29 protein-coding genes and 1 pseudogene are annotated in these 23,667 nt (G+C 37.9%); all 30 read right to left on the bottom strand.

What is annotated here, in order from left to right; translation table 11 throughout:
- Positions 1–14 precede the first annotated feature (14 nt).
- Positions 15–671, bottom strand: a complete 657-nt coding sequence (locus KAS42_02625) for a class I SAM-dependent methyltransferase (GenBank protein ID MCK4905127.1) — start codon at positions 669–671, stop codon at positions 15–17.
- A gap of 3 nt (positions 672–674) precedes the next feature.
- Positions 675–1,472, bottom strand: a complete 798-nt coding sequence (locus KAS42_02620) for an Mrp/NBP35 family ATP-binding protein (GenBank protein MCK4905126.1) — start codon at positions 1,470–1,472, stop codon at positions 675–677.
- 39 nt (positions 1,473–1,511) lie between these two features.
- The gene (locus tag KAS42_02615) at positions 1,512–1,949 is read right to left on the bottom strand and encodes an OsmC family protein (protein ID MCK4905125.1); all 438 of its coding nucleotides are present in this window, start codon (positions 1,947–1,949) and stop codon (positions 1,512–1,514) included.
- 42 nt (positions 1,950–1,991) lie between these two features.
- Positions 1,992–2,192 (bottom strand): zinc ribbon domain-containing protein, encoded by a 201-nt coding sequence (locus tag KAS42_02610; protein ID MCK4905124.1) that lies wholly within the window; start codon positions 2,190–2,192, stop codon positions 1,992–1,994.
- 36 nt (positions 2,193–2,228) lie between these two features.
- Positions 2,229–2,831 carry a class I SAM-dependent methyltransferase gene (locus tag KAS42_02605; GenBank protein MCK4905123.1) on the bottom strand — a complete coding sequence of 201 codons (603 nt, stop codon included), beginning with the start codon at positions 2,829–2,831 and terminating at the stop codon, positions 2,229–2,231.
- A 3-nt stretch (positions 2,832–2,834) separates the two neighbouring features.
- Entirely contained in the window at positions 2,835–3,137 is a 303-nt protein-coding gene (locus tag KAS42_02600) for a DUF5320 domain-containing protein (protein ID MCK4905122.1), read from the bottom strand.
- An 84-nt stretch (positions 3,138–3,221) separates the two neighbouring features.
- Positions 3,222–3,593 (bottom strand): NifB/NifX family molybdenum-iron cluster-binding protein, encoded by a 372-nt coding sequence (locus KAS42_02595; protein MCK4905121.1) that lies wholly within the window; start codon positions 3,591–3,593, stop codon positions 3,222–3,224.
- 183 nt (positions 3,594–3,776) lie between these two features.
- Positions 3,777–4,160, bottom strand: coding sequence for a NifB/NifX family molybdenum-iron cluster-binding protein (locus KAS42_02590; GenBank protein MCK4905120.1), 384 nt, complete (start codon positions 4,158–4,160; stop codon positions 3,777–3,779).
- Positions 4,161–4,239: 79 nt separating this feature from the next.
- Positions 4,240–4,617 carry a DUF5320 domain-containing protein gene (locus tag KAS42_02585; GenBank protein ID MCK4905119.1) on the bottom strand — a complete coding sequence of 126 codons (378 nt, stop codon included), beginning with the start codon at positions 4,615–4,617 and terminating at the stop codon, positions 4,240–4,242.
- Positions 4,618–4,753: 136 nt separating this feature from the next.
- Positions 4,754–5,203: a transcriptional repressor gene (locus tag KAS42_02580; GenBank protein MCK4905118.1), complete on the bottom strand. Its 450-nt coding sequence runs from the start codon at positions 5,201–5,203 to the stop codon at positions 4,754–4,756.
- A gap of 322 nt (positions 5,204–5,525) precedes the next feature.
- The gene (gene hydF / locus KAS42_02575) at positions 5,526–6,731 is read right to left on the bottom strand and encodes a [FeFe] hydrogenase H-cluster maturation GTPase HydF (protein MCK4905117.1); all 1,206 of its coding nucleotides are present in this window, start codon (positions 6,729–6,731) and stop codon (positions 5,526–5,528) included.
- Positions 6,695–7,720: a [FeFe] hydrogenase H-cluster radical SAM maturase HydE gene (gene hydE, locus KAS42_02570; GenBank protein ID MCK4905116.1), complete on the bottom strand. Its 1,026-nt coding sequence runs from the start codon at positions 7,718–7,720 to the stop codon at positions 6,695–6,697. The genes hydF and hydE overlap by 37 nt, the downstream gene beginning before the upstream one ends.
- The gene (gene hydG, locus KAS42_02565) at positions 7,695–9,278 is read right to left on the bottom strand and encodes a [FeFe] hydrogenase H-cluster radical SAM maturase HydG (protein ID MCK4905115.1); all 1,584 of its coding nucleotides are present in this window, start codon (positions 9,276–9,278) and stop codon (positions 7,695–7,697) included. Before hydG ends, hydE begins: the two co-directional genes overlap by 26 nt.
- 2 nt (positions 9,279–9,280) lie before the next feature.
- Positions 9,281–11,011, bottom strand: coding sequence for a [FeFe] hydrogenase, group A (locus tag KAS42_02560; GenBank protein MCK4905114.1), 1,731 nt, complete (start codon positions 11,009–11,011; stop codon positions 9,281–9,283).
- A 19-nt stretch (positions 11,012–11,030) separates the two neighbouring features.
- The gene (gene nuoF / locus KAS42_02555; protein ID MCK4905113.1) at positions 11,031–12,362 is read right to left on the bottom strand and encodes an NADH-quinone oxidoreductase subunit NuoF; all 1,332 of its coding nucleotides are present in this window, start codon (positions 12,360–12,362) and stop codon (positions 11,031–11,033) included.
- Between the two features lie 39 nt (positions 12,363–12,401).
- Positions 12,402–12,875 (bottom strand): NADH-quinone oxidoreductase subunit NuoE, encoded by a 474-nt coding sequence (nuoE, locus tag KAS42_02550; protein MCK4905112.1) that lies wholly within the window; start codon positions 12,873–12,875, stop codon positions 12,402–12,404.
- 303 nt (positions 12,876–13,178) lie between these two features.
- Complete coding sequence (locus tag KAS42_02545; GenBank protein ID MCK4905111.1) at positions 13,179–14,144, bottom strand: deoxyhypusine synthase family protein; 966 nt, start codon at positions 14,142–14,144, stop codon at positions 13,179–13,181.
- Entirely contained in the window at positions 14,141–14,245 is a 105-nt protein-coding gene (locus KAS42_02540) for a hypothetical protein (GenBank protein ID MCK4905110.1), read from the bottom strand. Before KAS42_02540 ends, KAS42_02545 begins: the two co-directional genes overlap by 4 nt.
- A 488-nt stretch (positions 14,246–14,733) precedes the next feature.
- Positions 14,734–15,432: a hypothetical protein gene (locus KAS42_02535; GenBank protein ID MCK4905109.1), complete on the bottom strand. Its 699-nt coding sequence runs from the start codon at positions 15,430–15,432 to the stop codon at positions 14,734–14,736.
- A gap of 56 nt (positions 15,433–15,488) precedes the next feature.
- Complete coding sequence (locus KAS42_02530) at positions 15,489–16,253, bottom strand: LamG domain-containing protein (protein ID MCK4905108.1); 765 nt, start codon at positions 16,251–16,253, stop codon at positions 15,489–15,491.
- Positions 16,239–16,337 (bottom strand): annotated as a pseudogene (locus tag KAS42_02525) (prepilin-type N-terminal cleavage/methylation domain-containing protein). The gene KAS42_02530 and the pseudogene KAS42_02525 overlap by 15 nt, the downstream one beginning before the upstream one ends.
- Before the next feature lie 323 nt (positions 16,338–16,660).
- Positions 16,661–18,748, bottom strand: a complete 2,088-nt coding sequence (gene feoB, locus KAS42_02520) for a ferrous iron transport protein B (GenBank protein ID MCK4905107.1) — start codon at positions 18,746–18,748, stop codon at positions 16,661–16,663.
- 2 nt (positions 18,749–18,750) lie between these two features.
- Positions 18,751–18,975 (bottom strand): FeoA domain-containing protein, encoded by a 225-nt coding sequence (locus tag KAS42_02515; GenBank protein ID MCK4905106.1) that lies wholly within the window; start codon positions 18,973–18,975, stop codon positions 18,751–18,753.
- 2 nt (positions 18,976–18,977) lie between these two features.
- Positions 18,978–19,214 carry a ferrous iron transport protein A gene (locus KAS42_02510; GenBank protein ID MCK4905105.1) on the bottom strand — a complete coding sequence of 79 codons (237 nt, stop codon included), beginning with the start codon at positions 19,212–19,214 and terminating at the stop codon, positions 18,978–18,980.
- A gap of 26 nt (positions 19,215–19,240) precedes the next feature.
- Complete coding sequence (locus tag KAS42_02505; protein MCK4905104.1) at positions 19,241–20,296, bottom strand: LbtU family siderophore porin; 1,056 nt, start codon at positions 20,294–20,296, stop codon at positions 19,241–19,243.
- Between the two features lie 95 nt (positions 20,297–20,391).
- Positions 20,392–20,523, bottom strand: coding sequence for a YezD family protein (locus KAS42_02500; protein ID MCK4905103.1), 132 nt, complete (start codon positions 20,521–20,523; stop codon positions 20,392–20,394).
- 260 nt (positions 20,524–20,783) lie between these two features.
- Positions 20,784–21,275, bottom strand: coding sequence for a metal-dependent transcriptional regulator (locus tag KAS42_02495; protein MCK4905102.1), 492 nt, complete (start codon positions 21,273–21,275; stop codon positions 20,784–20,786).
- Positions 21,276–21,352: 77 nt separating this feature from the next.
- Positions 21,353–21,544 carry a hypothetical protein gene (locus tag KAS42_02490; GenBank protein ID MCK4905101.1) on the bottom strand — a complete coding sequence of 64 codons (192 nt, stop codon included), beginning with the start codon at positions 21,542–21,544 and terminating at the stop codon, positions 21,353–21,355.
- 205 nt (positions 21,545–21,749) lie between these two features.
- Positions 21,750–22,298 (bottom strand): GNAT family N-acetyltransferase, encoded by a 549-nt coding sequence (locus KAS42_02485; GenBank protein ID MCK4905100.1) that lies wholly within the window; start codon positions 22,296–22,298, stop codon positions 21,750–21,752.
- 16 nt (positions 22,299–22,314) lie between these two features.
- Positions 22,315–23,415: a ketol-acid reductoisomerase gene (gene ilvC, locus KAS42_02480; protein ID MCK4905099.1), complete on the bottom strand. Its 1,101-nt coding sequence runs from the start codon at positions 23,413–23,415 to the stop codon at positions 22,315–22,317.
- Positions 23,416–23,667: the final 252 nt, after the last annotated feature.

Raw genomic sequence — 23,667 nt, 5'->3', positions numbered from 1 at the left:
TATCCGCCAAAATTTTAAGTTCTTTGCCCATCCAAAACCCCCTTTTTTGTCGCTTTAATTACCACAAACGAACCTTTATCGTAACCTTTTTCTATCGGTTCAATGTTTTTTATTTCTTCCAAATTATTAAAAATTGTCTGGACAAAAGTAAAATTTTTAAAACCTGCTTTATTCAAATAAGAAATCACCTCATCTACTGAATAGAAAGTAGCTATCCTGTAAAATACATTTTTTATTTTATGTTTTAAATACGATTTCCCAAGGAAACTATTTTTATCTACAAATCCAATTATTAAGCACCCGTTAAGTTTTAATATTCTGTGAACTTCCTTAAATGCGGTTTCTATATTGTCTAAAAAACAAATGGTAGTAACCATTAATGCAAATGCAAATTGGTTATCATCAAATGGAAGCTTTTCAGCAACGCCGTCTATAACTTTAATACCCCTTTTTTCTGCAATTTCTCTCATCTTATGTGATGGTTCAATTCCCAATTTAATGCCTAATGGTTCAGCAAACTTACCACTTCCTACGCCAATTTCAATACCTTCTCCATTTTCAGGCATTAATTCTTTCACAGCCAAAAGTTCAGATTCATAAGCAAACTTATTTTTTTTAAACCAATCTTCATACTTCTGTGAATATCTTTCAAAAGGTTCAATTTTCGGCATATTTTATTTTCTCGTTTTAGTAATTCTGCTAACAATTTCTTCGAATTTCTTTTTACATTCAATTTTCAAGTCCAAATTCATAAAGGGTTTACCCCCATCAGAAGCTTTTACTATATCTGCTTCGAGAGGTATGCTTCCTAAAAAAGGAATATTTAACTCATCAGCTATTCTTTTACCTCCTCCGACTTTAAAAATATCCGTTGATTTTCCGCAGTGAGGACAAACAAAACCACTCATATTTTCAATAATACCGGTCAGCGGAACATTTAATTGTTTAATAAATCCTATGCTTTTTTTAACATCTAACAGAGAAATTTCCTGTGGAGTAGTAACTACAATCGCGCCTGTTATATCTTTTATAAGTTGGCATACTGATAGCGGTTCATCTCCCGTGCCTGGAGGAGCATCAACAATAAGATAATCAAGTTCTCCCCAGTTCACATCAGATAAAAATTGTCTTATAGCCGTCATTTTCAAAGGACCACGCCAAATAACAGGAGCATCAGAAGAACTCAACAGAAAAGCTATACTAATAACCTTCAGATTACTTCCTAATGCGATTGGTTCAATGCCATCTCCGGAACCTGCAAGATGTTTTCCTTCAAGTCCTAACATCTTGGGGACACTAGGCCCATGAATATCTACATCTAAAAGACCAACTTTCATACCCTTTTGTGAAAGGGTCCATGCCAAATTAACTGCAACAGTTGATTTACCAACACCGCCTTTGCCTGAAAGAATAAGAAATTTATTTTTTATCTTCTTCATCCTTTCATCAATTCTTTGCTGTTGTTGCTCCATCACTCTCTTTTTATCTTCCATATTTAAAATTCCTTGCAGTTAATCTGTTGATATTTCTATCTTAGTTAATACGGTGATTTTCGATTTAACAGAAGCCGATATTAAACAATATCTTTCACTTTTGTTTATCAATTGTTTTGCCTTTTCCTTATCAGATTCATTTTTAACTTTTATAACCGGTCTAACAGTTACAGAGGAAAAAATTAATTTACCCTCTTCAAAACTTACTTCTCCTTCTGTTTCACTCTCATAAGACAAAAAGACAAGAGGCTCTTTTTCAGCAAAATGGATAAAAGTAGTCATAATACAAGAGTTAATAGATGCAAGAAACAAATCTTCAGGAGACCAAAAACCATCAGGACCCCTAAATTCAGGAGGAGTAGAAAATTCAAATGATGGTTTATCGGAACTATACAGCTTGCCTTTTTTACCCTCTATCCATTTAATATTTGTTTTAAAAATAAATTTTTTATTCATGTCCAAAATTCCGCCGAAGAATACACTTTGAGTTAATACTTTTTAACCAAGAGGGCAAGTCCCCGTAGGACAACTTGGTGAACTATTTTTAGAAGATTTGCCAACACTGAATCCAGCCAAAGTTTTCTTTGTGTTCCTATTACCACATTTTTCACACTTCGGCTTATTAGAGTTATTTGTCACATGAGTAAAGACATCAAATTTATGCCCGCAATCTTCACATATATAGATATATATTGGCATATTTATTCCTTTCTCCTTAAAGAGAAATTACATAGCTTAACAATATGCTACGATAACATTTTCAAATTTGCTTTCATATTTCTGAACATTTAATTCTTTGCTTTCTAAATAATCGCTTATCGCATCCAAAGCAACCTTTCCCGAGTCGTGTTTTCTTCCTTCGCTTGCATGAATCTTATCTATCATCTTCATACCTTCTTTGTTAAAATCACTTAAAATTATTTTACCTTTCAGTTTCGCAACTCTTATAAACTCATCTACTGCATTAAAAGGACTTGTAAAATGATGTATAGTATTTATTGCGAAAATAACATCAAAACTTTCGTTCTTGAAACTTAAATCCTCAGCATTATCTATCTTAAAATTTACCTGTTTCCCCAACCCCAAATACGCTAAATTAAGTCTTGCAAATTCTTGTTCTTTTTCTGAAATATCTATACTTGTAAAACTATACCCCTCTTTGGCAAGTTCAATTGTAAAATATCCTTTTCCAGTGCCTATCTCTAAAATATTGCCCTTGATAGGTTTAGATTCTTTTAAAACGAAACGTCTTTCCTGCTCAACATCATATCCAAAATTCTTGCAAAAATTCATCCTATCTAAATATCTTTTGTGATTTTCAAATGCTTCGGTATCCAAGAATTATTCCTTCGCCATCTTACTACCACACTTGGGACAACTTATAGAATAACAAGCTATACTCCGCTGGTGTGATACTTTCTCGCCGCATTTAGGGCATACACAATTTCCCGCCGGACCTGAGCCAGGAAGATTACCGCCCCCCCCACCATTAAAACCCTGGCGGGCAGGCATACCTCTACCACCTCCGCCCTGTCCAATACCTCCACCACTTCCTCCCCCACCATTAAAACCTTGGCGGACAGGCATACCTCTACCTGTTCTCGGACCCTGTCCTGTTGGGCCTGTTCCATCTCCTCTTGGCATAATTTATTGCCTCCTTTTTTCAGAAATCAGAAAACAGAAAACAGAATTCAGATTTTTCTGTTTCTCTGTCATCTGTAATCTGTCTTACTTCCCGGATACACCAAATTTTGAACCTACACTTGGATTTTGTGTTGGTTTAAGTTCACCTTTTTTATATCTTTCAACTACCTCTTTTACTAACCCAGATACACCAGTTATAATATCTATACCACCTGCTTGTAGTGTCTGAAATGCATTCGGCCCAACATTACCCGTTAAAACCACTTTTACATCCTTATCTGCCATTATTTGACCTGACTGAATACCAGCACCTCCGGTAATTGACATGCTTGAATTTTCTATTGCTTCAAATTCCAAGGATTCAGTATCAACAATAATAAAATACTTGCATCTACCAAATCTAGGATCAACCTGCGACTCTAAACTATTTCCCTGTGAAGTTACACAAATCTTCATAAAAGACTCCTTTCTAATAACACTTCTTTTTCATAATTAGTAATCCTTAATTTTAAAATTACTAATTACCCGAAGCACTCCTGTCGGAGTGCGAAGTCCCCCCTGTTAGTTTTGCAAAAGCAAAACTAGGGGGGATAGTCTACTAATTACCATTTACCGATTACTATTTTCGATTTACGAAATTTATTTTTCCGGATGATCGCATTCGGTTTTATCCAAACCATACCCTTTTCCAGCGCCTGGGTTACATAAACTCTCACCATCTTTGAGAGTGCCTTTAATCAATTGCTCAACAATCTCATCTATTTTACCGTTAACCCCCATAATTGGTTTTATTCCCAATTCATCAAAAAATCCGGCTGCGCGCATACCCATTCCACCCGCAATAATAACTTCAACACCCTTTTCATGCAAAAATTGCGGTATAAATCCGGGTTCATGCCCAGGATTATCTACAACTTCTTTGGACACAACCTTGCCATCCAGCAAGTCCATAATAGTAAAAGACGGACACCTGCCAAAATGTTGAGATACAAAATCCCCGTCTGTAGATATCGCCACTTTCATATACAACCTCCTTTACCAAACATACACTCAAAGAGTAAGTAAGCGAGCTCTGGCTTACCTACTCTTGTCTTGAGTGCAGTTATTTGGACTTCTTGGCAGCAGCTGTTAATTCACTGATGCGTTCGTTTATAGCTTCCATTTCATCCTGCATCGCCTTAGCTTGGTCTTTAAGCATGTCTGCTTCCTGTTGCGCAGTTAACTCCGGAGCATATGGATAACCACTACCATAGGCAACCGGATTATAAGGAACTCCGTAACCATAGGCGGCCCCTCTAAAGCCACGTCCGAAACCACGACCAAAACCTCTACCTCTGCCAAAACCTCCGCCCCCACCAAATCCCATTCTACCTCCAACGGGATTTGCATAACCGGGCACAGAATAGCCGGCACAGTAACCCGCAGCTCTTCCTGTCATTGGCCCCATTCCACCAGGACCTGTTCTGTCTCCACCTGGCATAATTATTCACCTCCCCTCTCTCCATTTCGAATTTTAGATTTCAGATTGCGGATTACATATTATCTGTTCTTATTTCCGTATGCATTTAATCCAAATTCCTAAATCCGCATTCTGCAATCCGCAATCCACATTGTTGTTATCGGCATTTGTTACATAAACCCTGAAAATGAATCTGATGGGAATCTATTTTAAAGTTATATTTTTTAGAAAGTTCCTTTCCAATTTCTTTTATCAAACGAGTTTCTTCTTTTACAAAATCCGAATAATCAACAACCCTGTTACATTTACGACACACGAGATGGTAATGGTGTGAATCATTCCCTGTTTTAATAAGTTCATATCTTGCTTTACCATCGCCAAAATCAAATTTCGTTATTGCCCCCATTCTACTTAACAAATCAAGCGTTCTGTAAACAGTCGTCAATCCTATTTGTGGATGTAAAGGATGTATTTTGAAATATATATCTTCAGCAGAAAGATGGCTCTTTGTTTTATACAAAATATCTAAGATAACTTCTCTCGGTAACGTGCACCTAAAACCGTGATGCCTGAAAAAATGCGCTCTTTCTTGCCTTCTTCCATACATTTTATTCTCCTTAATGAAAATGGTTTTCATTATCATTATATAATATATTTGGCAATAGTCAAGAGATAATTTAAAGGGGAACGGAGAAAATCTTTGCCCCGTTAGAAATAGGTAGCGCAGACGCTACTGTAAGTTCTAATAGAGTTGGTTCTACTATGAAAACTTTCGACATGGGATATTATTTGATTAACTTTCGCGCTTGCCTCGCCATTCTGTAGTGGCGGGCTTGCCTCGCCATTCTGTAGTGGCGGGCTTGCCTCGCCATTCTGTAGTGGCGGGCTTCTTTTTTTGTTTCTTCTAATTTATCTTCAAAGCCTGACCTTTAAAACGCAAAGGGTTCTAACGCTCTATCTAGGTCGTTATGAAGATACGCAATAGCTACCCCGTAATTCGTAATTGCAACCCTCTCCTCCTTACATCTTAAAATCCTGGTAAGCATCTCTTTTCTATTTAACATACAAGCGCCGCAATGAATAACAAGTTTATATTGTTCTAAGTCTTCGGGAAAATCATGCCCTGAAAAAACATCAAAATTTATTTTTCCGCCAATTCTTTGACTAATCCATCCGGGGATTTTTACTCGTCCGATATCCTCACCGATTGGGTGATGACTACAGGCCTCAGCAATTAAGATTTTATCATCCGGGTTTAAATCACTTAGCTTTCGCGCTCCGTTAACTAATTCTTTCAAATCGCCTTTTGCTCGGGCAAATAAGATAGAAAAGCTCGTGACTAAAATATCATCCGGGGTTTGCTTAAAGACTTCTTCAAATGCCTGAGAATCCGTTACTATAATTTTGGGCTTTTGTTTTAAATTATAAATTGAACTCGACAAATTCTTTTCATTTACTATTAGACAAGTTGCTTTTTTATCTAATATCTCTCTTATTGTCTGGGCTTGCGGTAAAATCAATCTTCCTTTAGGCGCTTCTTTATCTATCGGAATAACTAAAATAACTATATCGCCTTCATTAATTAGGTCCGCAATAATTGGAATGGGGTTTATAAAGTCTGACGGCAATAATTCAATAATTTCTTTTTTTACTTTTACGGTAACATCCCAATTATGATTTAAGGCGCAAGCCTCAACTGCAGGTATTCTTTCTCTGTTTAATTTTTCTTTTAAATCCTGATCTGGCTTAATTTGGTCTATTTTATTTAAAATTACTAAAATACGGGTTTTTCTTTTCCTTGCTTCCTCTAAAATTCTTTCCTCATATTCTGTCCATTTATTTGCCTCAGTAACCAAAAGAATAATATCAGCGCGTTCAAAAACTTTATAAGTTTTACTAATTCTTAATTTGCCTAAAACTCCTATATCATCCAAGCCCGCAGTATCAATAAATAAAACCGGACCAATCGGCAATAATTCCATTGGTTTCTCAACCGGGTCAGTAGTTGTGCCGGGAATTTCAGAAACAATAGAAACTTCCTGTTGTGTAAGCATATTAAGTATAGAAGATTTACCTACGTTTCTTCTGCCAAAGATAGCTATGTGTAAACGCAAGCCCTTTGGGGTTTTACGCATTTTAACGAATCTCCTTTCTCTAAACTGATTTTTCTCTTGGCTTCGGATATGACATCCTTTGTTTTTTCTAAATCTATTTTTATCTTCCCATCATATATCTGATATTCCCTACGATATTCTTCAGGAGTAAAATCAGGCATAATTACATTTGCTCCTGTCTTGAGTCCTAAAAGCTGACCATCGCCAGGATCTAAAGTTGCTAATGCGGTTGTAGCGGGAAGATGAGTATTTTTAGTAATTATTCTTGTTAAAGCTAAAACTTTCAAAGTTAAATCTAAACTTCCTAAAGGGTGGCTGCATAAGAGTGTGTCTTTCTGAGGAATGAATGGCCCAATCCCAGCCATATCCACATCTAAATTTTTCATAAGCAATATATCATCCGCCAAGTCTTCAAGAGTCTGTCCTGGCAAACCAATGATATTTCCCGCGCCCACCTGATAATTTATCTCCTTGAGATATTCTAAAATTTCTATTCTCCTTTTTAGAGTTTGTCCTGGATGAAGCCGTTCATAGAGTAGAGGATTTGCTGTTTCATGTTTCAGAAGATACCTGTCTGCCCCTGCATCTTTAAAAGCTTTATAGCCATCAAATGGCCTCTCTCCTAAAGACAAAGTTATGGCTATTTCCGGATTCGCGCTTTTTATTTTATAAATAATATCCGAAAGTATCTTTTGGCTATACCAAAGGTCATCACCTGATTGTAAAACAATGGTTTTTACCCCACGTTGGATTACTTGATTTGATAAGTGTATTATTTCATCAGGCGCCATCCTGTAACGTAAAATCTTTTTGTTTTCTTGCCGCAAACCACAGTATAAGCAACTCCGACAGCAGTAATTAGAAAACTCTATTATGCCCCTAATGTAAACTTTTTCACCGCAGAATGTTCGACGTATGCTATCCGCCTTTTGAAAGAGAGTCTCTGAATTTACTTGCTTTAGTTGGTTAACAATCTCCTTCTTATTAAAAATACAAATCTCTTTCCCCATTCTGTATCCTCTTGTAGAATTCAATAAGTTTTGGATATATCGTAGGTAAATCTGTTTTTATCTCGTTTATCTCTTTCCTTATAACTTTCTCTGCTGATTGTTTTGTTTCTTCACTGGCATAATCATCAATCCATTCTCTAAAAGTTAAAACCGCATTCAGCTTGCAAAACCATCTTTCTTTACCTGCTTTGAGCAAATCCATAATATGGGTTCCTGTCCTTCCGCATCTATATCCCGCAGTGCAAAATGAAGTTATATAACCATCCGAAGCAAGCTCTCTTATTACTTCATCTAAACTCCTTGTATCACTAAGCAAAAACTGTTGCCTTTTCGCTTCTTGCTGGTCATACACTTCACTATAAGCTCCAATACCAATTCTCGTAGATGCGTCTGTTTGAGTTATTCCTAAAGGAAGGACATCTCTTCTAATATGCGCGGACTCCCTGGCAGTAAGAATCAAACCCGTATAAGGAACTGAGAGCCTAATCACTGCGATAAGCTTTTTGAAATCTTCATCTGAAACCTTATATTTTGATTCTTGGATAAAAGAAGTGTTGGCTGCAGGCTCCAAGCGCGGGAAAGAGATGGTATGAGGACCGATTCCATCGAACTGTTTTTCTAGCTCTATTGTGTGATATAAGAGTCCCATTACTTCAAACTTCCAGTCATATAGACCAAATAAAACCCCAATAGCTACATCATCAATTCCTGCCATTTGCGCCCTGTGAAGTGCATACAACCTCCACTGATAATTTGCTTTTATCCCTTTAGGATGAACTTTCTTATAAGTCTGGCGATGATATGTTTCCTGAAATACCTGATATGTCCCAATCCCAATGTCCTTCAAAATCTTAAATCCTTTGATATCCATTGGAGAAGCATTTATATTTACTCTTCGTATCCGGCCATAACCTACTCTGGCTTTTACTTTAGTATCATAGATCGTTTTTATAGTATCTGCGATATAATTAATATCCGAGGAAGGATGTTCACCATAAACCACGATAAGCCGCTTATGCCCAATAGAAACAAGCGCTTCTGTCTCTCGTCTTACTTCTTCTAAACTTAATCTCCTTCTTTTTTCCTCTTCATTCTCTTTTCTAAAGGCGCAATATTGACAACTATTGACACAAAAGTTACTACAATACAAAGGCGCGAAAGTTACTATTCTATTGTCGTAGACTTTTCTCTTTATCTCGCCTGCGGCTTCAAAAATTTCATCCCATAACTCCACATCTTTCACATTTAAGAGTGTTGCTGTTTCATCAGGTTCTAATCTTTGAATGCCAAGAGATTTTTGAATGATGTCTCTTACCCTTTGTTTCTCGCTATTTCTATTTTTTTTTAATAATTCCTCTATCTCTTCGTCATTAATAAAATCCCTTCCGTTTTTCATGAACCGCGCAATCTCATCTTCTTTAATAACGCTTTTCACCCAGTCGGAAACGGACGAATTGCAATCTTGATTATTGCTTGTTTCACTTCGCCTTTTCTTATTGCGAAGCGTCTCTGCGTAGCAGGAAGGGCGGGGTTTTTCGGGACTTATTAAGTCTTGCATCTTCAATATCTATTCCTTTTAATATAAGAGGTATGTAAAAGATGATGTGATTTTTCTCCTAACGGTTTACCCAGAAACTCCTTATAGAGCGCAACGATAGCCGGATTTTCATGAGATTTTCTTATGGTTTTACCTTCATCTTCACGATATAAACTTTCTGCTCTTTTCTTTCTTATCTCAAGGTTTGTTGGCACAGGCTGCCCGCCTCCGCCTAAACATCCCCCGGGACAAGCCATTACTTCAATAAAATGATAAGGGGATTCTCCCTTTTGAACTTGCTCCAATAGAATTCTAGCATTGGATAAACCATGAGCTACTCCTACTCTTAATTTCAATCCGTTCAAGTTGACTTCTGCTTCTTTTATTCCATCCATACCACGCACCTGCTCAAATTCTATTTTCTTTAAAATTTTTCCGGTAACCACTTCGTAAGCCGTCCGCAATGCCGCCTCCATTACTCCGCCTGTAACGCCAAAGACTACTGCTGCGCCTGTCGATATTCCCAATGGTGTATCAAAATCCTCATCCGGCAGATTGACAAAATCAACTCCCGCTTCTTTAATCATTCGCGCCGCTTCTCTTGTGGTAAGCACGGCATCCACATCCTGAAAACCGGACCCTTTCATTTCCGGACGCTCGGCTTCAAACTTTTTCGCTACACAAGGCATAATAGAAACTACATACATATCCTGTGGCTTAACATTGATTTTCTGTGCATAATAGGTTTTGGCTATCGCTCCAAACATCTGCTGCGGGGATTTGCAGGTAGATATGTGCTCCAGGCAATTTGGGAAGAAATGCTCAATATATTTTATCCAGCCCGGAGAACAGGAAGTAATCATAGGAAGTGTGCCTTTGTTTTTTATCCTTTCTATTAACTCATGCCCTTCTTCCATAATGGTTAAATCCGCCGCAAACTGGGTATCAAATGTCTTATCAAAACCCAATCTTCGCAACGCTGCTGCCATCTTACCTGTTACCAAACTTCCCGCGGGTAAGCCAAATTCTTCTCCAATGGCCGACCTTACCGCAGGCGCGGTTTGAACCACTACGAATTTCTTTGGATTGGAAATCGCTTCCCATACTTCATCAACGACTGTCTTTTCTCGTAACGCCCCTGTAGGACAGGCGAGAATACATTGGCCACAATTAGTGCATTCTACGTTATTCAATCCTTTGTTAAAAAATGTCAAAACCTGGGTTCTTCCACCTCTGTTGACAAAGTCGATTGCTCCGACTGACTGGAGCTCGGAACATACCCTTATGCATCTGCTACATTGAATACATTTATTGGGGTCTCTTATAATAGAAGGGGAAGAGATATCCATTTCATAATGGTATTTTCTTCCTTTTTCAAATCTCAGGTTCCGTATCCCTAAATCATAGGCAAGCTTTCTCAATTCACAGATTTGATTCCTGTCGCAGGTAAGGCAATCTTCGGGGTGATTGGCTAAAAGCAATTCCACAATCATCCTTCGCGCCCGTCTTACCCGGGCAGTATTTGTTTTTACTATCATGCCTTCTTCAACCAATGTCGCGCAAGAAGGTTCTAATCGAGGCTTTCCCTCCACCTCTACCACACAGACTCTGCAGGCCCCATAAATGGATAGGTTTTCGTGGTAACATAAATGGGGAATGTTGATATTTATCTTTTTTGCCGCCTCGAAAATGGTTGTTTCCCTCGAAGCTTGAACCTGATAGCCATCAATAGTCAAATTAATCAATTCAGTCATTCTTAAGAATCCTTATTTCTTATTTTATGGGACATATCCCTAATTTACATTTCTTTTCTGTTATATGTTCTTTAAACTCATTGGGGAATTTTTCTAAACTTGAATAGACTGCATTGAGCGCTGACTGTCCTAATCCGCAACGAGAGGTATCAAACATTACCTCCTGCAATTCTTTTAATAAGGCTAAATCACTCAATTTTCCTTTGCCTTTAGTTATATTGGTAAGTATCTCTCTTGCCCGTTTCGTTCCTTCCCGGCAAGGAGTGCATTTGCCGCAGGATTCATAATCAAAAAATTCTGCATATCTTTTGGCTAAATCCACCATACAATGAGTATCGTTTATCACAATTACTGCGGCTGAACCCAACATGCTTCCTGCTTTCTGGACGCTGGGATAATCCATTGTTACATCTAAATCTTGCAAAGTTAACAAACTACTACAGACACCGCCTGGTAAAACCGCTTTAAGCTTTCCTTGAACACCATTACCATATTTTTCTATCAATTCCCGCAAGGAAATGTCGGTCGGAAGTTCATAGACTCCTGGAGTATTGACATCACCTGAAAGGCAATACAATTTTGTCCCAGGAGAAAGGTTTGAACCAATCTGGGAAAACCACTCTCCTCCTCTTAATATAATCTCCGGAATGTTGGCAAATGTCTCTACATTGTTCAACACGGTCGGCTTATTGTTAAAACCGACAAAAGTGGGAAAAGGCGGTTTTACCCTGGATTGGCCTTTTTTGCCTTCTAAGGAATCCAAAAGGGCTGTCTCTTCTCCGCATATATAGGCTCCCGCTCCACGGTAAAGCTCAATCTCAAAAGAAAATCCGGAATCCAAAATATTTTTGCCTAAAAAATTATGTCTCTTTGCCTCTATAATTGCCTTTTGTAAAATTTCATAGGCATGGAAATATTCGCCCCGAATATAAATAAATCCTTTTTCTGCTCCAATTGTAAAGGCGCAAATAATCATCGCCTCTATCAAAAGATGCGGCTCTCTTCTTAGAACAAGATTATCTTTAAAAGTACCTGGTTCACCTTCATCCGCATTACAAACTACGTATTTAGGGAATTCTTTGCTGTTTCTGGCAAATTCCCATTTTAATCCTGCGGGAAAGGATGCTCCACCCCTGCCAACCAACTTGGACTTTTTTATTTCGGATAGAATTTTTTCCGGATTCGTTTTTAAGGCTTGCTTTAAAGCCTCATAACCCCCTTCAAGCGTATAGCTATTGATGTCCGATAGATAACCCTCTTTTTCTATGTTCTTTAAAATTACTTTCCCTACGTCAGAGATACTCCGACGAGGATGTCCGTGATTAGTATTATGCTTCTTCTTATCTTCCATTCTTACTCCAATATGTTATCTTTGAATCTCTAACAGAATTCATTTTGCCTTTTTGTATTCCCGAATGATGTCTTTTACCTTCTGAGGAGTCAAATTCCCATATACCTTTTTATTGATCATCATTGCGGGCGCTATGTCGCAAAGGCCCAAACAGGAAACCGGCTCTATAGTAAATTTTTTATCAGCGGTAGTTTGATATGCTTCAATATTTAACTCTTTCCTTATAGTCTCTAAAATTTCTCTTGAGCCTTTGAGATAGCAGGGCAAAGACACACAAATGCGAATAACGAATTTCCCCTGTTTTTGGAGAGTAAACATAGAATAAAAAGTAGCTATGCTATAAACTTCCACCTTGGGCAACCCTAACGCTTGAGCCAAAAATAAAATAATATCTTCCGACAAATACCCGCATCTTTCCTGGGCAAGATGAAGGCATGGCAACAATGCCTGATTTTTATCGGGGTATTTTTTGAGTATTTCCTCAAATTCTTGCTGACATTTTTTTATGGACATTACTTTTCACCTGCTTCCATGCAAAGACAATCTTTAACTTCTTATTCAATAGACCATCTTGCCTTAAACCCAAATACTTATTCGGCTAAACCTATATTTGCCTGAGTGTGGTTTTGATAAGAATTATCAAAATACTCTGGTTTGAAACAGTATCTAAAACATCTTCAAAATCTCTATGATACGGTTAAAACTTATTTTCTTTCCTGATAGAAATAATTTTTGCTCGTGTTACCATTTATGCAGGTAAAATCGCGCTTCTGTTCTCTATGCTTAACTTCGCTTCGGTTTGTTTTTTAGATGTAATCATGATTCCAAAACGTATTGAAAAATGAGAGGCGCTACTATTGTTGCATCTGACTCAATAATAAATTTGGGTGTATCTATGCCGAGTTTTTCCCATGTTATTTTTTCGTTAGGCACTGCGCCGCTGTATGACCCATAAGATGTAGTGCTATCTGATATCTGACAAAAATATCCCCATAGTTTAATATTTACCTGCAATTCCTGTCGCAAAAGAGGCACTACACAAATCGGGAAATCGCCTGCAATTCCTCCGCCAATCTGAAAGAAACCCACCGAATGACTTTGAGAGTTTTCAAGGTACCAATCAATGAGAAAATTCATTTGCTCTATACCGCTTTTGACAAGATTAACGTTTTTAATAACTTTATTCCTGACAGCTGATGTAAAAATATTTCCGATAGAAGAATCTTCCCATCCGGGTGTCCATATTGGTATGTTTTTTTCACACGCGGCAATTATCCAGCTATTTCTGGGATCCATTTCAAAATATTTGTCAAATTCGTTGTTGCGTATACATTGATATATGAATTCATAATTAAAATAGCTGCATTTTTCCGCATCCGCCTTTTCCCAGTATTTATAGAGAATGCTTTCAATTCTTCTGATTGCTTCTGCTTCTGGTATACATGTATCCGTAACACGATTGAGCCGTTGTTTCCTTAAATCCAATTCTTCCTGGGGAGTTAAAGAACGATAATGTGGAATGCGCTTATAATGTTTATGCGCGATAAGATTAAAAATATCCTCTTCAAGATTGGCTCCTGTTGTGCAAATAGCATGGATTTTATCCTGCCGTATCATTTCGCTTAAGCTAATGCCTATCTCTGCCGTAGACATCGCGCCAGCCATTGACAAAAACATTTTATTCCCGTTTTTCAAATATGCCACCCATGCTTCAGCAGCATCTACTAAAGCAGCGGCATTAAAGTGTTTGAAATTTTTCTTTATAAATTCTTTTACAGTCATTTTGGAGTTATAGAACTTTTCACACTTTTAAAAAATTCGTGCTGGAGAACAGTAATTTTATTGAGAAGCTCTCTTTTGTGATGGTCATAAATGATAGTTATCGCTCCCGCAACCCCGCCTTTTCCCTGCCACTATTTGTTTACTAAATCCTAGCTATAAGTGCTACTTTTTCAAGAAGTATAACATAAGAGATTTTTTCTTGTCAATATTTTGTAAGAGTCCATAACATATTGGAAAATCGGAGAAAATTTTTATTATGAATAATTTAAATTGAATCCTAAGAAATGTTTTGATTTCAAGAAAGCAGGGATGTAAGTTTACTTGAGTTACTACAGCAGCGATAACGCTGGTTATCCCCGCCATGCGGGGGCATCATACTATAAAAAACACATACGCAACGGACGCTATGATTAAATGGTTCATGGCATATTTATCTCCTTTTCTAAAAAATGTTTTTTCTTCCTGTATACATTTTTATCAGAATTATTACATCCGCAACAAGAATAATCATCTTCTTTTGTTCAGTAAAAACATAAGCCAGTTCATAATTCCGTTCCATGCGTTCGGTTTTATTTCTTCTTTCAATAATTTATTTGGCATTAATAACTTGAAAACAATCTTTAGGCTCGGCTGATAGAATATTCAGCAATGCCTGTTGTTTAACTTTTCTTAATGCGGGACTACTACAAGTTGCTCCCTGGTTTTTAAGTTCGAAAAATTCCTTAGGTATTAGTCCCCGTTGAAGACGAAAAACAAGGAATTTATTCTGAGAAATTCGCTTAGCTGTAAAGGTAAAGCTCTCTAAATTAATTTTCTTAGGATCGCCTTCAAATTTCAGTTCCCTACCTGTATAAAAACTCATTATGTCCCAAACTCCGTTCATTGAGCCACTAACCTTAATATCAAAATCAGATGTTTTCGGTACATCTTCTTGGAAAAGTTCATCGGTAGCATAGCGAATAGCCTGGTATCCGGTTAAAACGCCTAAACAAAAATGATGATGTTTTTGGGAAGTTTGTATTTCCTCTTCGGAAGGTATAGCAGTTTCTTTTTCAAGCTTATGTTGCTCATGTTCATGGTTCTCATGCCAATTCATAGCCTGATTTAGTGTAATAGTTTCGACATTTTTCTCATCCCTGCAAATCTGTAACGGCACAATTTGCCTGCTGAGTTCAATAATTTTTACTGCTTTGTCATCCGATTTTTTGCAACTTTCTGCAACCAAAAGACAAATTGTTAACGCTACCACGCCAACGATCGTTTTCATATACCATTCTTTTTTCATCATAATTTTAATATAAATTAGTGGCTAAAATGGGACTTTACCCTAAATCTTTGCCTCAATCATGCATCCGGATAACCTCCTGGTCTACCCATATTGTAATGGCTTGCAACTTCATATTTGTCTAAGACGCGATGGTAAAGGATTACTTCATCAATAATAAGCTCGCAGTTATGAGCAAAACAAGACCAACCACTTCCAATCTTTAGTGAATCATCATTACAGACAGCCATTGTTTCACCTTCTTCAACGTTCGCCGAGCCTTCTCTCTCGCCATTTACATATAACATTAGCTTGTTCCCGTCATAAGTAAAAGATACGTGATACCACTCATTAATCGCATATTGCTTACTTGCAACTTTAACCGAACCAGAAGGTGTATTACAGGGAGGGTAACAGATTTGAGCACACCACGTGTCAGGTTCTGGGCTAACCTGACTCCCCCCCCATGATAGTATAAAGCTCAGTTTACAGAACGTTGCCCCTTTGTAAATAATTGGAGAACCCCTCGTACTACTTTTTAAAGGCTTAACCCAAGCCTCAATAGACATCTTATCTGTAAAATTTAACGATGGACTATTTCCACAATCAACATAACGAGGGCGTTGTGAATAGTAGCCAACCTTTGCGGAATAATATGTTTCCCCAAAACGACTACTTTTAATCCATTCAGCATTGGAAAGAACACCCTCATTTTTATTTCCACTCCAATCCTTGCTTGTTGCCCCTCCTCCTTCTCCAAATGTCCAGTGTCCTACCTTTTCCACATTCTTGGTGTGACAGGCAGACATACAGGATGCATATTTTGTTACGGCTCTTGCCTGCATCTTTGCTTTGGATAATGTGGGAAGAAGCAGACCTGCTAAAATCCCAATGATAGCAATTACTACCAGAAGCTCAATCAGCGTAATCCTTTTTCCTGCTTGTTCATTTTGCTATTTCCTTTATAGATTTTTGACTTTTAAACCTGTTTCCAATATTATTTAAATACAAAAGAGCTTAGAGGTAATTCTACTTTTAATGCCCTGGAAGACAGTTTCTATGATTCTGGAGTAAACTGCCTTCTCTTTTTTATACCCTATTTTATTTCGTAGTTCTCATTTTTCTGCATTCTTTATAACTCTTACAACCATAACATGCATAGGAGCTCTTTCCTTTAAAAGTCTTGACAATATTCCATATAAGAAGCGCTATGCACGCAAAAATTATAATTAGTATAATTATTTTTTCCATTTTATACACCTAACCCTAAAAGAGAGCCTCCTTGGTATACAATAAACGAAGCGCTCCATGCCATAACAGTAGTCCAGAAAATTAAAAACAGCGTCCATTTCAAGCTTGGGCCTGATTCGCGGTAAAAAACAGCTATAGCGACAAAACAAGGCAGATAAATAAGGCAAAACATCAAAAAAGCCAGAGCTTTCAACGGATTCCATGAAGGGTCTTTCTGCAAAGCTTCCTTTAACGACTCGGTTTCTTCCGGATCAACTTCGCCTAAGCTATAGATTGTCCCCATAGTGCTTACTACGACTTCTTTTGCTACTACCCCCGCCATTAAAGCAACTCCTCCCCGCCAGTCCATTCCCAACGGTTTAACAACAGGCTCCACAAACTTCCCTACTCTGCCGGCAAAACTTTGCTCCATTTGCGCGGAAGCGGCAGTTTCTTCATTTATGCCTTTCGCAGGTTCAAGTTGCGGAAATGTAAAACCGGCCCAGATAATTATGGAAATCAAAAGTATAATTGTTCCGGCTTTTTTTATGTAAAGCCAACCTCTTTCCCACATCTTTAACAATAAACCCTGGATTGTCGGCACACGATAAGGCGGAAGCTCCATGACAAAATGAGATGTTTCTGTTTTTAATACGGATTTTTTAAGCACCCATGCCGAACCAAATGCGATAATGACGCTTAAAGCATACATCAAAAACATCATGTTTGCCCCTTGCTCAGCCGCGAAGAACGCTCCAATGAACAATGCAAATATGGGAAGTTTGGCTCCGCAAATCATAAACGGCGTAACCATCATTGTAATCAATCTGTCTTTTTTATTATCAAGCGTCCTGGATGCCATAATGCCGGGAACAGCGCAGCCGTTTGTGGAAATCATCATCGGTAGGAAAGATTTACCATGCAAGCCGAATTTATACATTATCCTGTCCATAACAAATGCGGCCCTTGCCATATAACCGGAATCTTCAAAAAACGCTATCGCAAAAAACATAAAAAGCACAAGCGGAAAGAATCCCAATACCCCGCCTACTCCGCCGATAAGACCGTCAACTACAAACGACTGAGTTAAACCTTCGGGGATTACGGCAGAAGCAAATTCTCCCGCTTTTTCAAAAAATGTTTCAAACCAGCACACAACCGGTCCGGAAAAAGTAAAGGTAAATTTGAAAATAGCGTACATCACTGCGGCAAAAATAGGCAGGCCCAGGAATCGGTTCAAGACAACTTTATCAATCTTGTCAGAAATATCGTGTCTCTCTTCCGCGCTCTGAATTTGCACCTGCGTGCAAGCTCCGCTGATAAAACCGTATCTTCTATCCGCAATAACAACTTCCGTGTCATCTGAAAAACGTTGCGTTAAATGATGCCTACTTTTTTCTTTTTGTCGAATGACTTCCCATCCTCCGGGTAGCTTTTCGATAAGCGTAACCACCCAAGGGTCATTTTCCAAGAGCTTAACACTAAGCCACCCAAGAGGATATTTGCCAAAAAGATCGGGTTCTTTTTTGAGGAACTCTGATATCTTTTCAAGTTCTAACTTAATATCCTCGCCATAATCAACCCCTATTTTTTCTATCTTAATTTTCCCTTCAAAAAGACCAATCGCAATATCCAGCAAATCTTCTGTGCCTTTATTTTTGCTGCCTACCATCGGAACAACCGGCTTGCCCAAAAGGCGGGAAAGTTCAGAATAGTTGATTTTACGACCTTTCTTTTCTGCGATATCGCTCATATTCATTGCCACAATTACCGGAACTTCCAGTTCCTGCAATTGTGTATACAGATAGAGATTTCTTTCAAGATTTGAAGCGTCAACGATATGAACAACCATATCCGGCTTCTCTTCAATTATGAAATTGCTGGCTACAATCTCATCCTCCGAATTGGCAGATAAACTGTATGTCCCGGGAAGGTCAATAAAAGTTATCTCGTAATCTTTATAAATGACTTTTCCTTCTTTTTTTTCCACCGTAACGCCGGGATAATTTCCAACATGCTGACGCGCTCCGGTTAAATTATTGAATATCGTTGATTTGCCCGAATTGGGATTTCCTGCCAATGCAACTGTTAGTTTTCTTTTAATTCCCATTTTTATTCCTCCCTTACTATTATTTTCTGGGCTAATCCGTGCCCGATAGATAATTTAGAACCCTTCACACAGACTGTAACTGGCCCGGCTCCACTGTTATTAAACATCGTTACTTTTTCACCCGGCAAAAGACCAAGCTCCGCCAGCCGATGGCAAGCGCCTCTTCCTCCCTGAATGAAAACGATTACTGCTTTGGACCCCGGCTGAATATTGTTTAAGTTCTTCATCGCTATAACACCTCAACGTAAACCTGTTTTGCTTCTTCTTTCCTTAAAGACAAATTGTAACCCTTTATCCTTATCTCAACGGGGTCCCCGAGAGGAGCCACCCTTAAAACTTCCAATTCGCTCCCGGGGATAATTCCCATGGCAATCAACTTTTTTTTTAGTTGCGGTTGTCCCATTATTTTTTTAACTTTCCCTTTACTGCGCGTTTTTAAATCACTTAATATTTCAATTTGATTCATAAACCCCCTCCTTTTAAAGACTTACTCTAAAACTCAATAGCTAATTGAGCTGTTGTTAAATTTCTTTCATCTTCATTTTCATATTTACCGTGAAGATATTCCAAAGCAACTGTTGTGTTTTCGAATAGGTTGTAAGATAGAACTAATCCGTATTGCTGTTTGGGTTGGAAATCCCACAAATCTTCCGATCCTTCATACTTCCCGGCAACTTCCAATTTCTCGGTAATTGCATAAGCTAACTCACAATTCCATGCGCTCGGTTTTATGTTTTCTCCATTCTCAAAACTAAGCTCACCGGCTTCAAATTTCTTCATTGCGCTAAGATATTCCGCCTCGAATGTGAGTTTTTTGTAATTCATGCTTAAGAAACTACTGAAGCCCGGGACATAATTCTCAATCTCGCCATTTACCATTTCGGCTTCAAGACCATTACTATCGGCAATATTGGAAATATAAGATGCTCCAAGAGAAATTTCAAAATCTTCTACATCTTCTGAAGATATTGTTCCTTTAATGGAAGTAATATAACTTTCAATTTTATTTTCCTGCCCATTTTTATCTATGTCTCCATTGAAAGCTCCGAGAGAAAAATCAAAATAATCATTGACATAACCTACTAATACTGCCGATTCTCTTGTTTCCCCGAGCTCTAAAGTTATGGGGTCACTTACAAAGTGGCTATTAAACGTGCCAAACGGAACATACATTTTACCTGCCGTAAGATAATATGGGATATCTTGGGTTCCGCCGAGGGTTATAGTCCCTTCATCTACTTCTACTTGTTCCGTATTATCTTCCTGCCATAGAAAAAGGACATGCCCTTTTGTATATTCATTGAGAACTACATCTATTCCTAATTCCACAGTTGATAATGTAATATCACTCTCCTGAATATCTTCATCATCTTTGGATTTGTAATCCATTGAATATATTTCAACCTCTACCGCACCACTGATACTGATTCTTTTACCTAATACGTTAATTAACGATTCTTCTTCGGCGCTACAACTGCAACAAATTAACACGCAGAAAAGAAAAGCCGTTAAAGAAATCTTTGACTTAACACTACCGATGGACATCATCTCTGCTACCTCCTTCTTTTCAGCACTTCCGGTTATCTGGTCAATACCGCGATTGATAATTTATTTTTCAGTTCTGTTTGTACAGTGGTTTACGTTTAATTTTTAAACCTCTTCTTTTCCTTCTTTTCTATCTGAACTATTTCTGAATCGTGAATGGTTATCACCACCTCCCCGTAATTTATTTTCTGAATGGAGATTACAACCTCATTCAGGACGTCCTGGCTAATTTTTCTCTTTTGATCAAATAGTGTTCTGTCCAATTAATTTCTGATAGTGTGTCATTCCCGCAATTTTAAAGCGGGAATCTCTACATACTGGATGCCCGATTAAAACATTCGGGCATGACAAAACTGCTAACTCGTCTGGGCAGACAAAGTCTGACCGATAAATAATTTAACAATGCACTAATTCCATTTATCTTGCCTTTTTAGTTTCATAGATAAAACTATGTTAGATAGTTCTAACTTTCAAAATAAAAAAATTTACTTTACTTTTTAATCTTCTGTTTTATCTGCCTTACCTTACATCTTAAGCGTTTACCTGTCTTAAAATAATGGTCAAAACTTTTTAACCAATCGGGTCTATCGTGGTCAGGGCAGGTTTCTACAAACTCTATAAACTTTGTTAGCTTCTGGAAAGTTTGAGGACTCATGGAATGTTCCATCCTGCAGGCATCTTCGGCAGCTATCTTGGGGTCAATATTTAAAATTTTGCTTAGAAATTCAAGCAGCATATCATGCCGATTTTGAACGCCTTGAGCCAACTTTTCTCCCTCTGGAGTAATTTCTACATAGCCATACCTCTCATGAATAATAAGTCCTTTCTTAGAAAGAGTATTTAAGGCAGCAGTAACGCTGGGAGTCTTTACATTCATCAGTCGGCTGACATCTCTAACTCTGGCTACACCTTTTTTCTTTTTAAGGGCAGCAATTGCCTCCATATAATCTTCCATATTTGAACTTAATTTCTTTTTCTTCATAATCACTACCGACTCCCAGACTTACCCCTATAAGTTAGACGAGTCTAACATGTCAATTTAATCTTGTCAAGAGAAATTCAGAAAAATATCGGAGAAAATAAAATTTTAATTGATAAATTTACAAATCCGACTATAGAACCGTCAATTTTTGCTACCAGAAAATGTGAATTGGGTTCGTTAAGCAAAACCTGACAATTATGAAGAACTTTTTGCGGATCTATTCCTTCTGGTTTATCAATAACATCAATGAGTTCCGTTAGCAAAGCCACAATTACCAACAGCTAAGATTCTTTAGTTTCAACAATTGAGATATCTTTTGGCATATTAGACTTAGTCACGTTCTCCTTTGCTCCCGGTAGAGCATATGAATATACCGATTACACCTGAGGCTTTAATTGCATTCACAATTATTGCGTAATATAAAGCCGCACCTGCTCCATTAGACATATATTTCTCCTTTTACGGCTGATAATGTTATTTAACTAAAACAACATTATAGAGATACTGAGATTTACTACCCTGAAGTTGTCTAACCTTATCGTATATTTGATATCCAACTTTTTTAAAAGCTTTTAAACTTTGCTTATTATCATCAGGAATATCACAACCAAATATCATGTCCGCATTTTCTTTATCAAAACCAAATTTTGTCACTGTCCTGATTATATCTATATCAAACTCCCGACTAAAAAATTCCATATCCCCTATAAGTAAATCTATACACCTGCACCGTTTTACAGGATGGTCTCTTAAAATCTTTACAACATTCACCTTCTGAAGCCAACAATCACCGATAGGTTTATCATTTGCGTCTATAATAAAACCAAATGATTCTTTAGTCATATGGCGATACGCTTCCTGAATTTGACTTGGAGAAGATTTGATGAGATTACGTCCTTCGGAAAAGAATAAAGCATCAGGATTGTAATTCCAACGCCATATTACATCCCAATCATATTCAGTTATGGGACGAAGAACAACTTTTTCTCCCCTGAGCGTGATTTTATGTTCTATAATGTCCAAAACATATCACCCCTGTTTAATTGGATTTTCTTCCACCCATTCCCTTAGTTGCTTTAGAAATTTTCTTTGCAGGTTCTTTAGGTCTAAGGGCACGAGTCGCTTTACCTGCTAACCACATTTCGGAATTACCAATAGCGTCAAGTTCCTTGGTGAGTCCTTTTTGATAATTCGGCTTGCCACAAGAGGATAAAACTCTTGCAGTTTCCGCGCCGTTTGCTACTCTTTTATATAGTTCTTTGAACACAGGCATCACTGCATCTCTGAATTTTGGTTTCCAATCAAGAGCTCCGCGCTGGGCTGTCGCCGAACAGTTTGCATACATCCAATCCATACCGTTTTCGCTTACAAGCCGAATTAAACTCTCTGTTAATTCTTCAACTGTTTCGTTAAATGCTTCGCTCGGGCTGTGGCCGTGTTTCCTAAGGACTTTGTATTGAGCTTCCATAATGCCCGCCAAAGCGCCCATAAGAACACCGCGTTCGCCGGTTAAATCACTATAAACTTCCTTTTTGAATGTCGTCGGGAACAGATATCCTGCGCCAATGGCAATCCCTAAAGCCATACAGCGTTCTTTCGCTCGACCGGTGAAATCTTGTTCAACCGCAAAACTGGCATTAATCCCCGCGCCTGAAAGAAAATTTCTACGAAGTGATGTTCCCGAACCTTTGGGAGCAACCATAATCACATCAACATCTTTTTGGGGAATGATTTTTGTTTGTTTTTTATACACAATGGAAAACCCGTGCGAAAAATATAAAGCATCACCCGGATTTAAGCATTTTTTTATAACAGGCCAAATCTCTTTTTGAGCCGCATCAGAAACCAGCATTTCAATAATTGTTGCGCGTTTCGCCGCTTCTTCCATTTCAAATAAATCTTTTCCGGGTTTCCAGCCATCTTTTTTTGCGCGATCCCAGTCTTTTTTAAATTTCTTTGACTGACCGATAATAACATTGAAACCGTTATCCTTCATATTTAGCGACTGAGCAGGTCCCTGAACACCATATCCGATAACAGCAATGGTTTCATTTTTTAGAATCCTGCGCGCTTTTGACATGGGAAATTCTTTACGCATAACCACTTCTTCTTTTACTCCGCCAAAACTAATCTTTGCCATGATATAAATCCTCCTTTTATTTTAAAAAATGCGCTTAAAGTATATCACAATTTAGTTTTAAATTAGAGTTATTGAATAAACCCCGCAACGTAAAATATCAGGAAAATTTCTCTGAAATTTCTCTGAAATTTTCAGAAATTTCCCCCGATGAATTCGGAGAATTCCCGGGGTTTAGTCCCTTTCTAGGGAGACTTTGGTCCTCGGGATTTTCCCCTTAGAAATGCACCCATAGAAATCGCGAATGCGATTTCA

This window comes from bacterium, from assembly GCA_023135785.1.
Classification (GTDB): domain Bacteria; phylum CAIJMQ01; class CAIJMQ01; order CAIJMQ01; family CAIJMQ01; genus CAZNJA01.
The sequence above is the reverse complement of the archived record's forward strand: the minus strand, read 5'-3'. Positions and strand labels throughout refer to the sequence as shown.